The sequence below is a fragment of the Paenibacillus sp. 598K genome (assembly GCF_003851045.1).
Lineage (GTDB): Bacteria > Bacillota > Bacilli > Paenibacillales > Paenibacillaceae > Paenibacillus_D.
The window spans coordinates 81,001-96,364 of record NZ_BFBX01000032.1; the positions used below are offsets into that span (position 1 = coordinate 81,001).

The 15,364-nt window shown below is 61.9% G+C and carries 12 protein-coding genes; all 12 read left to right on the forward strand.

The window, feature by feature from the left end:
* Positions 1–124 precede the first annotated feature (124 nt).
* Complete coding sequence (locus PA598K_RS11680; protein WP_260405364.1) at positions 125–1,786, forward strand: copper resistance CopC/CopD family protein; 1,662 nt, start codon at positions 125–127, stop codon at positions 1,784–1,786.
* 49 nt (positions 1,787–1,835) lie between these two features.
* The gene (locus tag PA598K_RS11685) at positions 1,836–2,672 is read left to right on the forward strand and encodes a sensor histidine kinase (protein ID WP_128657128.1); all 837 of its coding nucleotides are present in this window, start codon (positions 1,836–1,838) and stop codon (positions 2,670–2,672) included.
* The gene (locus tag PA598K_RS11690) at positions 2,669–3,484 is read left to right on the forward strand and encodes a response regulator (protein WP_128657129.1); all 816 of its coding nucleotides are present in this window, start codon (positions 2,669–2,671) and stop codon (positions 3,482–3,484) included. Before PA598K_RS11685 ends, PA598K_RS11690 begins: the two co-directional genes overlap by 4 nt.
* A gap of 130 nt (positions 3,485–3,614) precedes the next feature.
* A complete protein-coding gene (locus PA598K_RS11695) occupies positions 3,615–4,340 on the forward strand; it encodes a YcnI family copper-binding membrane protein (RefSeq protein ID WP_260405365.1) in 726 nt (241 codons plus the stop codon).
* 301 nt (positions 4,341–4,641) lie between these two features.
* Entirely contained in the window at positions 4,642–5,724 is a 1,083-nt protein-coding gene (hflK, locus tag PA598K_RS11700; RefSeq protein WP_128657130.1) for an FtsH protease activity modulator HflK, read from the forward strand.
* A complete protein-coding gene (gene hflC / locus PA598K_RS11705; RefSeq protein ID WP_128657131.1) occupies positions 5,724–6,593 on the forward strand; it encodes a protease modulator HflC in 870 nt (289 codons plus the stop codon). The genes hflK and hflC overlap by 1 nt, the downstream gene beginning before the upstream one ends.
* Before the next feature lie 203 nt (positions 6,594–6,796).
* The gene (locus PA598K_RS11710) at positions 6,797–8,167 is read left to right on the forward strand and encodes a carboxypeptidase-like regulatory domain-containing protein (protein WP_128657132.1); all 1,371 of its coding nucleotides are present in this window, start codon (positions 6,797–6,799) and stop codon (positions 8,165–8,167) included.
* On the forward strand, positions 8,164–8,736 hold the full coding sequence (locus PA598K_RS11715; protein WP_128657133.1) for a sigma-70 family RNA polymerase sigma factor: 573 nt from the start codon (positions 8,164–8,166) through the stop codon (positions 8,734–8,736). Before PA598K_RS11710 ends, PA598K_RS11715 begins: the two co-directional genes overlap by 4 nt.
* A 2-nt stretch (positions 8,737–8,738) precedes the next feature.
* Positions 8,739–9,050: a hypothetical protein gene (locus tag PA598K_RS11720; RefSeq protein WP_128657134.1), complete on the forward strand. Its 312-nt coding sequence runs from the start codon at positions 8,739–8,741 to the stop codon at positions 9,048–9,050.
* Positions 9,051–9,597: 547 nt separating this feature from the next.
* Positions 9,598–10,629: a phenylalanine--tRNA ligase subunit alpha gene (pheS, locus tag PA598K_RS11725; protein WP_128657135.1), complete on the forward strand. Its 1,032-nt coding sequence runs from the start codon at positions 9,598–9,600 to the stop codon at positions 10,627–10,629.
* Positions 10,630–10,648: 19 nt separating this feature from the next.
* On the forward strand, positions 10,649–13,090 hold the full coding sequence (gene pheT, locus PA598K_RS11730; protein WP_128657136.1) for a phenylalanine--tRNA ligase subunit beta: 2,442 nt from the start codon (positions 10,649–10,651) through the stop codon (positions 13,088–13,090).
* Positions 13,091–13,178: 88 nt separating this feature from the next.
* The coding region (gene zapA / locus PA598K_RS11735; RefSeq protein WP_185601850.1) for a cell division protein ZapA at positions 13,179–15,364 on the forward strand (2,186 nt) is incomplete at its 3' end.

The following is a 15,364-nucleotide window of genomic DNA, read 5'->3' on the forward strand; positions in this document are numbered from 1 at the left end:
CCCTCGCAAGCTTCCATTGTACCCGAAAGCGCGGGATTGTTCAATCTTTTGCCTTGGTAAAGTGTGGCTGGAAATAGTAAACTAGCAAGAGATAAGGCAAAGATTTGAGAGGAAGTGTATCCTTGTGAACAGTTATGCACTAGCGCCGCGCTCGAGCGGACTGAGATACACGCTGCTGCTGACGGTCGTCGCTATGCTGCTCTGCGGCTGGCTCATCGGCCCGCAGTCGGTCGCTGCCCATGCGTCGGTCGAGACGTACAGTCCAGAGCCCGGGGCCCGGATGGAGACCGGGCCAGCAGAGGTGAAGATCGGCTTCAACGAGCCGATCGAGACGCAGCTCGGCTCGCTGCGCGTGCTCGACTCGAGATCCGAGCCGGTGACAGGCGAGCGAGCCATCGTCTCGGACGATCGGACGATGATCTCGCTGGCGCTGCCCGCGCTGTCCGAGGGCGTTTACACGGTAGCTTACAACGTCATCTCCGCCGACGGGCACCCGGTTAGCGGCACGTACGTCTTCGTCGTCGGCGATCCGCCGGGCGGTCGCGACGCTTCGTCCTTCAACCTGCACGAGCAGATGGGCCATAGCGGCCACGCCGCGTCGACGCAGCTGACGACGGGCGAGTTCGCCCTGTACGGCTCGCGTATCCTGTATTACCTGGCGCTGCTGCTCGTCTCGGGCGTTATGCTCTGGTACGCGATGCTGCGGGCCAAAAACGACGTCCTGCTCTCCGTCTTCCGCACCTGGGGGCGCTGGCTGACGCTCGCCTACGCGGCCGGCTCGCTGCTCTATGTGCTCGCTCATGCCAGCGAGCTTATGGAGGGCCAGCCGGCGGACGATTGGCTGCGACTGTTCACGCGGACGGAGATCGGACTGACCTGGGCGGCGATCATCGCCGTCGCGCTGCTCGGCTTCCTCATACTAAGGGCAGGCCGCCTGCTGCGCGGGATCTGGGCGCTGGCCGCGCTCGGACTGGAGGCCTGGAGCGGTCATGCCGCCGCCTATGAGCCGCTGACGTATGCGATCGGGCTCAATCTGGTCCATATCGTCGCCTCAGCGGTATGGGCGGGCGGGCTGTTGTTCCTGCTCGCGCTTTGGTTCGAGGAGCGCAAGGACGCTGGGCGCTTCGCCGAGAAGTTCACGACAGCTGCGTGGATCTCGATCCTGCTGCTGACGGTGACAGGGGTCCTGTCGGCGCTGCTGTTCCTGCCGAGCTTCGACTATCTGTTCTATACGGCATGGGGGGCGCTGCTCATCATCAAGACCGGCTTCGTGCTGCTGGTCGTCGCTGTCGGCGCTTGGCTGCGCATCCGGGTGAAGCGGGGCGATCTGCCGGAAGGCCGGCTGCTGAAGGCAGACGTGGCCCTGATGGCGCTGATCATCGCGGTCGTCGGCATCTTCACCTATATCAGTCCATTGCCAGCCAACGAACCGGTGTCCGAGCATCAGATGGGGACAGAGATGCACATCACGCTGCGCATCACGCCCAACGTGCCGGGCGCGGACAATCAGTTCATCGTCAAGGTGTGGCTGCCGGAGGAGTCGGGCCAGCCCAAGTCGGTGTCGTTGACGCTGCATTCGCTAAGCCAGCCGGAGCTGGGCGGCATCGAGGTGCCGATCGAGGTGTTCGAGGACGACGAGGTCGACGCATTCACCGGTTATGCCAAGGCGACCTACCGGGCCACCGGCAGATATATCCCGTTCGCTGGCGAATGGCAGGCACAGATGAGGGTACGCGATAAGGACGACATCGAGCGGGTTCATGAAGAGGTGTTCCGCAACTACTGATGCATATCATCACCGTCTCTGGCGGCGACGATCAAGGAGGGGGTGCGGCATGTCGTATCAACAGATCAAATGGCTCATCTTGTGGATTCCGACGCTGACGATCGGCATCTGGGAGTATCTCCGTCATACGGTGCTGCTGCCCTATCTGTCGATGGAGCTGGGCAATCTGCTGTCGCCGTTTATCGTCTTCGCGGTAACGGTGACCTTGCTCCGCAAGCTGTTCCGCAAGCTGGAGACAACACAGGAGACGCTGCGGCGCGAGCAGTCGCTGAAGGCTGCGCTGGAGGAGCGCGAGCAACTCGCCCGGGAGTTGCATGACGGCATCTCGCAGTCGCTGTTCCTGCTCTCGGTCAAGCTGGATCGCCTGGAACAGACGGACAGCAAGTCGGAGGCGCAGGAGCAGACGCGCCAGATCCGCAGCACCGTACGCCATGTTTATGAGGATGTTCGGCAGTCGCTGGCTGCGCTCAAGGAAGCGCCGGTTGTCACCGACCTCTCCTGGACGCAATCGGTACGGACGCTGGCAGCGGATATCGAGAGCGTCAGCTGTGTCCGGGTCATGCTGGATTGGCGGCTCTCGGACGCCCTGCTCTCCGCCAGAGAGAAGGTCGAGCTGTTGTCCATCGTCCGCGAAGCGCTGCTCAATGTGCAGAAGCATGCGCAGGCGACCGAGGCGGCGGTAAGCTGTCGCGCACACGAGCAAGGCTTCAGTTGCGAAATCCGGGACAACGGCATCGGACTGCGGGAGGAGCGCCGCCGGGCAGCGGGCTGCTACGGTCTGCGTATGATGGAGAGCCGGGCAGAGGCGATGGGCTGGCAGTTGACCATCGAGAGCGGACAAGGGACGGCAGTACGGATCGAGAGCAAGGGTGGTGCCCGCCGATGACCAATCACAATACGGCGGCGCGGCGGCGTGTCCGGCTGCTGCTCGTCGATGATCATCCGCATGGCCGCGAAGGAATGCGGATGATCGTCGAGGGCGATCCGCTCTTCGAGATTGTCGGCGAAGCGGCCAGCGGAGAGGAAGCGCTCGCCATGAATGAGCGGCTCGCGCCTGAGATGATCCTGATGGATATTAGCATGCCGGGGATCGGCGGCCTGGAGGCGACGCGTCGAATCAAGGCGGCGAGTCCCGAGGTGAAGATCGTCATGGTCACTGTCTCCGATGACATCACGCATCTGTTCGAGGCGCTGAGGCGCGGCGCGCAAGGTTATCTGCTCAAAAATCTGACCGCCTCCTCCTGGCTGGAATATCTAAGCGCGGTCGCGGTCGATGAAGCGCCGATGTCGAAGGGGCTGGCGATGCGGCTGCTCCAGGAGTTCGCGTCGGGGGGCGAGGAGCCGCCGCTGGCCCGGCACGAGGCGTCCGGGACAACGCGGCCCAAGAGCGATGCAGCCGAGACAATGGGGCCCGGCGGCATGACGGCGGTCGGACGACCACATTTCCGCGCGCAGCTCCCAGCGCGCCCGCCCAAGAGCGCGGCGCTCGGCACGACGCCGCTCACGCCGCGCGAGCTGGAGGTGCTGGAGCGGGTGGCGCATGGCGAGTCGAACCGCGAGATCGCGGAGAGCTTCGGCATCTCGGAGCACACGGTCAAAAATCACCTCAAGCATATTCTGCAAAAGCTCCATCTGGCGAATCGCGTGCAGCTGACGAGATATGCCTACGAGCAGGGATATGTGAACCGACGCGAGTGAGCATGGACACAACGTCGGTCACAATGCTGTCACGGATATAGCCCTTACGAGTCATGCGAAATACAGTCGGGCAAGCTATACTCGTGCTAGAAACCGGATCGACCGATTACGAACAGGGGGATGAACAACATTGAGTAGAAGACGGATCAGCGTCAGCATCCTGCTGACAGCAGTGACCTTGCTGTTGTGGGCAAGCGTGGCCAGCGCACATGTAACCGTGCAGCCGCAGGAAGTGGCGAGAGGCTCGTACGAGGTGTTCACGGTGCGCGTGCCAAGCGAGACGAAGGATACCCATACCGTCGAGGTGCGGGTAGCTGTGCCGGATGGCGTCAATATTACCCGTACCGAGCCGAAGCCTGGCTGGACGACTGAGCTGGAGCGCGAGGACAACCGGATCGTCAGCGTCGCATGGAAGGCAGAGGGCGAAGGGCTGGCGGACACGGAGTTCGCAGAGTTCCGCATGCAGGGGCGGGTGGCCGACGATGCGACCGAGCTGGTCTGGCGCGCTTACCAGACGTACGCGGACGGCAGTCTCGCCGAGTGGATCGGCGCGCCGGACACCGGCTCGCCGATGCCGGCCTCGCTGACCAAGGTCGTCGAGGGCGCGGCGCAGAGCGACGGCCATAGTCATGGCGGCGCATCCACCGACGCAGGTACGCCTGCAGGAGAGTCGCCCGCCAACGCAGGCGAAGCCTCCGGCAACGCAGACGCGGCCGCAGGGGAGACGCCAGAGCAAGGGTCGGAGCTTGCCGGCACGTCCAACTTCAGCAAGGTGACGCTTGGGATCGCCATTTTGGCTGTGGTTCTGGCAGCGCTGGCGCTGTTGGTGGTGATGATGCGCGGCCGCAAGGCCTAGTCGTTCGTTCGACATTCGGGGACAAAGGCCGGATAGCGATAAATGCAAAAGTACCTTTATTTTCCGCGAAACGGGATGGAAATGCGATATCAGGATCGTGACACTAGAGCGGCGCAGGACATGCGACTGCCCCACGCGCAAGCGGCCGGTTAAGCGGTATGGCTCTCCTTCACAGCGAAGGAGAGCTTTTTTGGATGTTCCGCCCGAAAATGTATGAAACGCATGGCGTGCCTGCTGCGTACTACATGATGTCAGGTTCGCATAACTATGCATACAACTAGGGAATTAGGGAGGAGAACTTATGGAAGTACATGTGGGGGGAAAAGGGACAGAGCCGAACAAATTGCCGGCCATGCCGAAAAATCTGATGCGAAACATCATCATCGGCGTCGTCGTTCTCATCGCCATTTTGCTTGGTTCATCGACATTCTATACGGTAGAGGAGCAGGAGCAGGCAGCGATCCTGAGGTTCGGCCAGTATGTGTCGACGACGGAGAGCCCGGGTCTGCACTTCAAGATGCCGTATCCGATCGAGGAAGCGGTCATCGTACCGGCCAATCTGGAGCAGCGTATCCATATCGGCTACAAGGACCGGGGAGGCGAGGTCGTCTCGGTCGACGAGGAAGCGCTCATGATTACCGGCGATGAGAATATCGTCTCCGCAGACGCCGTCGTCGAGTGGAAGGTGGCCAATCTGGAGCAGTATCTGTACAATATCTCCGATGCCCAGACATTCCTGCGCAATTCGGCGATCTCGGCGATCCGCTCGGTCATCGGCGCGACCAAGCTGGACTTCGCCATCACCGATGGCAAGACGGCGATCCAGTCCGACGTCAAGAACAAGCTGATCGAGCTGCAGGAGCAATATGAGACAGGCATCCAGATCATCGACGTCAAGTTCCAGGATATCGAGCCGCCGGTCGGCAAGGTGCAGCAAGCGTTCAAGGACGTCACTAACGCCCGCGAGCAGCGCAGCACCAAGATCAATCAGGCGCAGAAATATGTCAACGACATCCTCCCGAAGGCGCGCGGCGAAGCGCAGGCGTTGCTCGAGCAGGCGGAGGGCGAGAAGCAATCGCGTATCCTCAACGCTCAAGGCGACGTGGCCAAGTTCAACGCCATCTATAACGAGTTTGTCAAAAATCCGAATGTAACGAGCCACCGACTCGTCCTTGAGACCTTCGAAAAGGTGCTGCCTGGCGCCAAGGTCATCATTACAGACGGCGCTGGCGACACCGTCAAATATTTGCCGCTCAACGAGCTGTTGAAATCATCCGGCTCGAGCAGCTCCGGCAGCACGTCTGCGCCGAAAGCGACGACACCGCCGCCAGCCGCGCAACCGGATAGCTCCGAGGACGCCGCCACCGAGGGAGGGACACAATAATGGTTAAACGCATAGCAGCTCTCGTCGTAGCGGTAGTCGCACTTATCCTGCTCTTCTCCTCGCTGTTCATCGTCAAGGAAGGCGAGTACAAGGTTGTGCTGCGGTTCAGCGAGGCCGTCCGCATCCACACCGAACCGGGGATGAAATTCAAGGTTCCATTTATCGAGTCGGTTACTTCGTTGCCGAAATATCAGATCATCTACGATGACAACAAGCCAACCGAGATTCTGACCAAGGACAAGAAGCCGATCAAGGTCGATAACTATACCGTATGGCGGATTACGCAGCCGCAGCAATTCCTGCGGACGCTGAAGACGATCAGCTCGGCCGAGGCGCGGATCGGCGACAACGTGTACAGCACGGTCCGCCGCAAGCTCTCCGAGATCGAATACGGGGACATCATCAGCGAGAATACGGCGCGCGGCGATCTGAACGTCGAGATTACCCGCGAGGTGGCCGAGACGGCCGAGCGTCAGAACTACGGCATCCAGATCGTCGATGTGCGGATCAAGCGGACCGATCTGCCCGAGGAGAATAAGGACAGCGTCTACGAGCGGATGATCTCCGACCGCCAGTCGATCGCTGCCGGCTATCTCTCGGAGGGCGACGAGGAGTCGCGCAAGATTACAGCGAGCGCTGATCGTCAGGCTCGCGAGCTGATGGCCAAAGCAGAGTCAGAGGCGAAGAAGATCGTCGCCGAAGGCGAGCAGGAGGCAGCCCGCATTTACAACGAAGCCTACGGCAAGGACACGAATTTCTATCAGCTGTACCGGACCCTGGAGAGCTACGTGACGACGATTCAGGACGAGACAGTCATCATGCTGCCGATCGATTCGCCGTATACGCGGATGTTGCTGGGCAGAGAATAGCGTTTTTGCAGCGGGGCGGCAGCGATGCCGCCCTTTTTGCCGTCCCGATAGCGGTGATCGGGCAGCGAGACCCTCACAGGCGGAGTCGTACTTGGATGGCGAGTGCAAAAAAATGTTGGCCTCTCGTATGCGATTCATGCAACCGAATGCGGCCCTCGACGCATCTTAAAGGTAGAGAGCAGTGAGAGAGGGAGAGAATGCAGATGTACATCAAAGTAAAAGTGGGAACGCTCGTCATCCTCGCCGCTCTGGCGGCATTATGCGCAGGGATAGTGTATGCAACCTGGGACAATCCGACGCCGGATCGGCTGGCGTCGCTCATCATCGAGTCCTCGCCCAATCATGGCGATCGCATCGATGTGACGCCACGGGGATACAGCTATTCGCATCCGAGAGCGAACAAGCGGTCGGATGAACAGTTGCTCGTCGACACGCTCACGATGGTCGAGCAGTATCCCGATCATAGGTGGACGAAGACGCAAGGCGCCTACACGCTCGGCCATCTGTATCTGAAGATGGGACAGCGGGAGCAAGCGCTGCACTGGTTCAAGCAAGCTGCCGGGGTGAATGAGGAAGCGGTGCGATGGGTCGAGATGATGGAGCCGGCCGAGACATCGCACGAGCAGCTGTCGCTCAGCGGCCGCGTCCTGCTGGACGGCAAGCCTGGCTCCAATGTGATCGTCTATCTCCGTTCGGTCGATACGGATCATTGGTACAGTCCGGGCTATCTGCACTACCCGGCCGTGATGACCGACCGCGACGGCGAGTATCGCATCTATGGCGCGAGCCCCGGACGTTATGAGGTCGGTGTCGCCGTATTGCCGGAGCAACTGGAGGGGCTTGTCCGCACGGAGTCGCCCGAGGAGCCGGTAAGTCTGGCGGGCGACAGTCCGCAGACGCTGGATGTGCGCTTCGTGCCGAAGCTGCAGACGATCTCTCCCGGCGATGGGACGCAGATCGACGACGAGCAGCTGCGCTTCGTCTGGGAGCCTTATCCTGGCGCTGCGAGCTACCGATTGAACATCCAGTCGATCCAGAGAGACGAGCAGGGCAGACTATCCGGTACGACGACCCATGGCCTAGAGGAGTCCTGGACCGGTACGGAAGCCGTCTATACGGTAGACGAGCTGCGCGGTTATCCCGAGGGCATCTTTAGCGACATGGAGGGGCCCAAGCCGTCCTCGATCCTCGGCATCGTCTATCCTGGCGGTCTGTTCAGCTGGTCGGTCGATGCGTACGACGAGCAGGGGCTGAAGCTGAGCAGCAGCAGCACCTATTACGCGGTCTATGCCGGACGCCTGCCGATCTTCTCATTGTCCGACCGCGATCAGCTTGCCGGTGATCGTTATGTATTGGCTCGCGACTGGGAGCGGGCGATCGAGGCGTATCGACAAGAGGAGGATCGTCAGGATGCGATCCGGGCGCTCGGGCGCATCTATGCGATCGGCACCGGCAACAGCGGCGAAGGCAAGGACCCGCAGCTCGCCCTGGATTATTTCGGTCGGCTGACCGAGCTGTCGCCCTATGATGAGGGACTGGTAGACATGCTGCGGTCGGAGGAGCCAGGCGAGTGAGCGGGGCAGTGGAGACGAATCGGTCTGATGATCGGCAGGAGCCGCCGGATCAACTGCTGGCGGACCGGATGAGATCGGGCGATCAGGAGGCCTTGCGACTGACGATGGAACGCTACGGCGGACTGATCCTGCGCACCGCCTTCCTGCTGCTGCGGGATCGGCACTGGGCGGAGGACGTCAGTCAGGAAGTATTCATCCGGGCGTTTCGCTCGATCGACCAGCTGCATAATCGAGCGGCTTTGCGACCATGGCTGACGCGGATCACGGTCAACGAATGCCGGCAGCGGATGCGCAAGGCGGCGTGGAAACGTCTGGTGTTCGGCGAGCAGGCGATGCCGGAGCTGCCGTCGACGTTGCCCGGACCGGAAGCCTCTGCGACCGAGCTGACGCTGGCCGCCGATATCCAGTCGCTGCCCTACAAATATAGGGAGGTCGTCGTCCTCCATTATTATCATGATCTGTCGATCGAGGCGATCTGCGGACAGCTCCGGGAGAAGCCCGGCACGATCAAGAGCAGGCTGGCACGAGCGCGAGCAATGCTGAAGCACAAGCTGGATGGGGAGGAATGAGCATGTCGGAGCATAATCGTATACGACCGGCGGAACAGCTGGATGAGGAGACGCGGGAACTCGTCTTCACGACGGGGATGCAGACACGGGTCCTCGACCGTCTGCAGCGCCCGGAGCGCTGGTGGCAGCGCGAGGTTCGCATCCATGTGCCGACGGCGCTCGCAGCTGTCGTCCTCTGCCTGGGCTTGGCCTGGTGGCGGCTCGACTTGCCGATGCCGGACAACCCCGCCGCAGCCCGCGAGCCGGCGCTGATCGCGCTGCAATCGGGCATCTTCGTGGAATCCGAGCTGGATCGGATGATGGAGGGGGAATAGCCGGAGCAATTATCAGGCTGCCCTCAAAAGGCCGAAGAGGCACGGGAACGAATCTGTAGAAGCGAAGCGTTCGCCTTTGTCCCCGGATTTCAACCGCTAATGCGGTACAAACCAAGAAATCTGGGGACAACAGCGATCGGAAGATCGATCCCGTTACCGTAGGCTTCTTTTGAGGGAAGTCTGTATAGAAGCGCGGCAATGAGACGCTTGCATCCTGGCACCGCTCTGAGCTATAATATTAAGAATCGAAATTGTAAATGCAGTGATGGAGAAGAGTACGCAGTGCTACTGAACAGGGAGAGGACGCCGCGATTGAGAGTGTCCTTACAGACTCAGGCTGCCGAAGTTCGCTCCGGAGCAGCCCTCTGAACGACCGGTCTCGTCCGGTTCCGGTAGGAGGCGCCGGCACAGACCGTTATCTGGCTGAGGGATTGCAGGCGCGTACATGTGCGTCAGGCAGTCCGAATTAGGGTGGTACCACGGTTCTTTCGTCCCTTGCGGGAGGAAGGGCCTTTTTTATTTGCTCATTTTCAGGAGGCGAACAGCGATGAAAGAACGTTTGGAAGCTCTGCGCGTAGAAGCGCTGGAGGCGTTGCAGCAGGTAGCCGACCCCGGCAGTCTGAACGACCTGCGGATCAAGTATCTGGGCAAGAAAGGCGCGTTGACCGAGATTTTGCGCGGCATGGGCGGCTTGAGCGCGGAGGAGCGGCCTGTCGTCGGGCAGGTAGCCAACGACGTGCGCAGTGCTATCGAAGGCGCAATCGACGAGCTGCAGGAGCGGTTCCAGCGCGAGGAGACAGCAGGCAGGCTGCGCGCCGAGACGATCGACGTGACGCTGCCCGGCAAAGCGCCGGCAAGCGGCGCCGTCCATCCGCTCAACAAGGTGGCGCAGGAGATTGAGGATGCCTTCATCGGCATGGGCTATACGATCGCCGAGGGCCCGGAGGTCGAAGAGGATTTCTATAACTTCGAAGCGCTCAATTTGCCGAAAAACCATCCGGCGCGCGACATGCAAGATTCCTTTTACATCACCGACGAGATCCTGATGCGCACGCATACGTCGCCGGTCCAGGTGCGGACGATGAAGCAAATGAACGGCAAGCCCGTCAAGGTCATCTGCCCCGGCAAGGTGTATCGCCGCGATGACGACGATGCGACGCATTCGTTCCAGTTCAACCAGATCGAAGGTCTGGTCATCGACAAAAACATCCGCATGAGCGATTTGAAGGGCACGCTGTTGCAATTCGTGCAGCAGATGTTCGGCCGTCAGGCGCAGATCCGCCTCCGTCCAAGCTTCTTCCCGTTCACCGAGCCGAGCGCCGAGGTCGACGTCACCTGCGTCCAGTGTCAAGGCCATGGATGTCGGATGTGCAAGCAGACCGGCTGGTTGGAGATTCTCGGCTGCGGTATGGTTCACCCGCGCGTTCTGGAGATGGGCGGCTACGATCCCGAGGAAGTGAGCGGCTTTGCGTTTGGCATGGGCGTCGAGCGGATCGCGCTGCTGAAGTATGGCATCGACGATATCCGTCATTTCTATGCTAATGACCTCCGGTTCCTGAGCCAGTTCACCAGAATGTGACGAAAGGAAGAAAACAGAGATGAACGTATCCTATAAATGGCTAAATGAATATGTCGACCTGAGCGGACTGACCCCTGAAGAGATCGCGGAGCGGATGACAGGCGGCGGCATCGAGATCGACCGCGTCGAGTCGCGCAATCAGGGCGTCACCGGCGTCGTCGTCGGCTATGTGAAGCATAAAGAAAAGCATCCCGACGCAGACAAGCTGAATGTGTGCAAGGTGGATGTCGGCACGGACGAGGAACTGCAGATCGTCTGCGGCGCGTCGAATGTCGATGCCGGTCAGCATGTGCCAGTTGCCGTCGTCGGCGCCAAGCTGCCGGGCGGACTCCACATCAAGCGGGCCAAGCTGCGCGGCGTCGAGTCGCAAGGGATGATCTGCTCCGCCAAGGAGCTGGGCCTGCCTGAGAAGCTGCTGCCGCGCGAGCAGCAGGAGGGTATCCTCGTGCTGCCGTCCACGCTGACGCTCGGCACGCCGATCGCCGAGGCGCTAGGCCTTGACGATGCTGTGCTGGAGCTAGATCTGACGCCGAATCGCTCGGATTGCCTGAGCATGCTGGGCGCGGCCTACGAGGTGGCGGCGCTGACCGGGCTCGACGTGAAGCTGCCCGATACCCGGATCATCGATGCGGCGGAGCAGACGGCCGATCATATCACGGTCGCGATCGAGGCGCCGGAGCAGTGTCTCCACTATGCGGCTCGCTATATCAAGGGCGTGAAGATCGCGCCATCGCCGCTCTGGCTGCAGAACCGCCTCGTTGCGGCAGGCGTGCGCCCGATCAACAATATCGTCGATATTACGAACTACGTCATGCTGGAGTACGGTCAACCGCTCCACGCCTTCGACGCGGATCGGGTGCCCGGCGGCCGCATCGTCGTCAGACTGGCTCGAGAAGGAGAGACGCTACAGACCCTCGATGATCAGGAACGCAAGCTGGATGCCTCGATGCTGGTCATCACCGACGGCGATCAGCCGATCGCGCTGGCCGGCGTGATGGGAGGCGCGAGCAGCGAGGTGACGGCGGATACCGTCAATATCCTGCTGGAATCGGCTCGCTTCGATGGCGGCACGGTGCGCAAGACGTCGCGTCAGCTCGGACTGCGCTCGGAGTCGAGCGTCCGCTTCGAGAAGGGCGTCGATCCCAATCGCGTCCTGCCTGCGCTCGACCGCGCGGCTGCGCTGATGGCCCAACTGGCAGGAGGACTCGTCGCCGAAGGCATCGCGCAAGCCGGGAAGCCGGGAGCGGAGCCGGCCAAGGTGAAGGTCGGGCTGACCAAGATCAACCACTACCTGGGCACAGAGCTGTCGAGTCTCGAGGTGAAGACGATCTTCGCGCGGCTGGGCTTCGCAGTCGATACGCTGGACGGCGACGTCTTCGAGGTAAGCGTGCCGACCCGGCGCGGCGACATCATGCGAGATGTCGATCTGATCGAAGAGGTGGCGCGCCTGCACGGCTACGACAATATCCCGACGACCGCGATCGAGGGGGCGGCGACGCCAGGCGCGCTGACTGCGCCGCAGGCGATCCGTCGCGAGCTGCGTACGCGGCTGACGAGCGCAGGGCTGCACGAGGCTGTCAGCTATTCGTTCACGTCGCCTGCATTGACGGTGCTGTTCCCTGAGCAGACCGCAGGGGCGCGGCCGATCCGACTGGCGATGCCAATGAGCGAGGAGCGCAGCGTCCTGCGGACGAGTCTGCTGCCGCAGCTGCTCGAGACCGCGGCCTACAATCGCAACCGCAAAAACGACGATGTCGCCCTCTTCGAGATCGGCAGCGTCTACCATACCGGCGAAGAGACGCTGACGCGCTTGCCACAGGAGAAGCATCGCGTGGCGGGGCTGATGACCGGCAGCAGACGCAAGGGGCAATGGAACGTCAAGGCCGAGGCGGTAGACTTCTACGATGCGAAGGGGTTGCTCGAGGAGCTGTTCCGCTTGCTCGGCGTCTCGGACAGCATCCGCTATGAGGCGGCTGCGCCCGCCCACTTCCATCCAGGCCGGACGGCGGCGGTGCTGCTCGAGACCGGTCGCGGCTACGAGCGGATCGGCTATATCGGCCAGCTCCATCCGGAGCAGCAGCGCGACTTTGAGCTGCAGGACACGTACCTGTTCGAGCTGGAGCTGGCGCCGCTCTACGATGCGGCCGAGCCTGCGATCGCGTATAAGGCGCTGCCTCGCTTCCCGGCGAGCGGCCGCGATATCGCCGTCGTCGTCGACCACGCCGTCCAGGCTGGCGCGCTGACAGCGGCGATCGCCCAGACGGCTGGCGAGCTGCTGGAGTCGGTCGAGGTGTTCGACATCTACACCGGTGAGCGGCTTGGCGAGGGCAAGAAGAGCGTCGCGCTGGCGCTCGTCTACCGCCACGCGGAACGGACGCTGACCGATGAAGAGGTGACCGAACTGCATGGCAAGGTTGTCGCGCAGCTGGAACAATCTTTTGGCGCAGAATTGAGAAAATAGGCAGGAAAACTCAAAGTCACATCGAAGTAGTTCCAAGTGAACAGCGATGTGGCTTTTTGCACGCTGGGGAATAGGAGGTAACAGCCAAATGAGCAATCAACGTACGCGCGTGACGGTTGATATATATGGGCATCAATATAAGCTGGCGGGAGATTCCAGCACCGAGGAAATGCGGCGGGTCGCCGCGATGGTCGACGAAAATATGAATAAGGTAGCCAAGGGCTATCCGCGATTGGATCTGCCGAGAATCGCCGTGCTGGCGGCTGTGCATATGGCTGATGAAGTATACCGCCTTCGCCAGGACAGCGAGACGCTTAGCCAGCGGGAAGCGGAGATGCAGACGCTCGCCGGCGAGCTGGAGCGGCAGCAGGAGGCTTGGGCATCGACGCGCGAGGAGCTGTCGTCGGCCATACAGGAGGCGCAAGCGAAGCTGCAGCAGGAGCGCGAGGGCTTCAAGCGGGAGCTTGAGCAGTCAAAGACGCGGCTGCAACAGGAAGCGGCAGCACGAGAGGCTTCGCTGCAGCAAAAGCTGCAAGCGCAATCTACGGCTGCGGAGGAAGCGCGCAAAAAGTTGGCGCAGGAGCATAGCCAGCATTCGGAAAAGCTGCGCGGCGATTATGAGCGTCGGCTCGAGGGCTTGCGTCTCCAGCAGCAGCAGGAGCTGGAGGAGGCCGCTGCCTCGAAATCGGAGGAGCTGGAGCGACTGCAGGCCGAAGCGGCTGCGGAGCGCGAAGCGCTGTTGGAGCAGCTGCGAGCCGAGCAGGAGGAGGAGCTGGTACGCCGCGAGGGCGTCTGGCAAAAGCTGTTCGATGAATCGGCCACTGTCTGGAAACGCGAACGCGCGGAGCTGCAGCGGCTCATCGAGGAGGAGGAGCACCGCTGCTCTGAATGGCGGGACAAATTCGAGAGTCGGGAGTCATACTGGAGCAACCTGCTCCGGGAGAAGGAACTGAAGTGGGAGGAAGAGCAGACGTCGCTGATGGCTCAGCATCAGGAGGCAGCGAAGCAGCTTGATGAGGCCTGGGAGGCTCGTCTGGAGAGCAGACTGGTCGAAACGGCGAAGACGCATGCCGAGGTGCTCGAGCAACTGCAGACGGCACATGCCGCTGAGCTGGAGCAGCTCAAGGCCGTCCATCGCAACGCTTCCGAGGTCCATCGCAAAGCGCATGCCGAGCTGCAGCAGCTGTTGGAGGAGACAAGACAACAGGCCGAGGAGCAGGCGGAGCAAGCGCAGGAGCAGCAAGCGCTGTACGAGCAGGAGCTGGAGGCCGAACGGCAAGCGTTCAAGGAGCTGGAAGCGCGTCACCGGCAGCGTCTGGAGGAGCTGCATGCGACGCATCTAAACGAACGTCGACAGCTGGAGCAGACGCATCAACAGAAGCAGGCGGCGCAGGAGCAGGCGATCGCCGATGCCGAGGAGCGCCGTCGGCAGCTGCATGCCGAGCTGGAGACGGCGCGCAAGGAGCAGCAAGCGACCGTGGCAGAGCTGCAGGAGCGTCTCGAAGCGGCAGAGGACGGTATGATGCAGGCGATGGAGCAGGAGGAGATGCTGCGCACCTCGCTGGATAGTCTGGAAGCGGAGCGCAGCGCTGCCGAGCAACGGGCGGAGTCGGCCGAGGGGCAAGTCCAGCAGCTCGAAGGGCGGCTCGCTGCGACAGTACAAGAGCTGGAGACGGTGCGCGGCCAATTGGCAGAGCAGCAGACGGCTGCAGAGCAGCAATCGGCGGCGCATGCTGAAGCGGCGGCAAGTCTGCGGCAGCAGGCGGTGGCGCTCGAGCAGCAAACGGAGGAGCTGACCGGACGCGGCGAGCGGCTGGCCGAGGAGCTCGCACAGGCGCAGACGGAGCGTGCTCGACAGCACGAGCTGCTCCAGGCGACGGAAGAGCAGGCGATGGAGTATATGCTCGAGATCGAGTCGCTGCAGGAGCAGCAGGACGCGACCGGGCTGGAGCTTCAGGAGCTGCGCAGCCGTTTGGCAGAGGAGACGTCGCGTGCCGAGGCGGCGCAGCGTGAGCTGGACGAGCGTGGGCGTGCAGTAGAGGAGCTGCGCGGCGAATTGACCGAGAGTGGGCGCCTGGCGGAGGAACTGCGCGGCGAGTTGACGGAGCGCGAGCGCGCAGCTGAAGCGTTGCAGCGCCGTGTTGGCGAGGAGACTTCGCGAGCTGACAATGCGCAGCACGAGCTGTCGGAGCTGCGAGCGAGTGAACAACAGCTGCGCGAGGAGCTGGCTGCGAGCGTTACCGCGTCGGCGAGCCTGCAAGCGTCGCTGGAGCA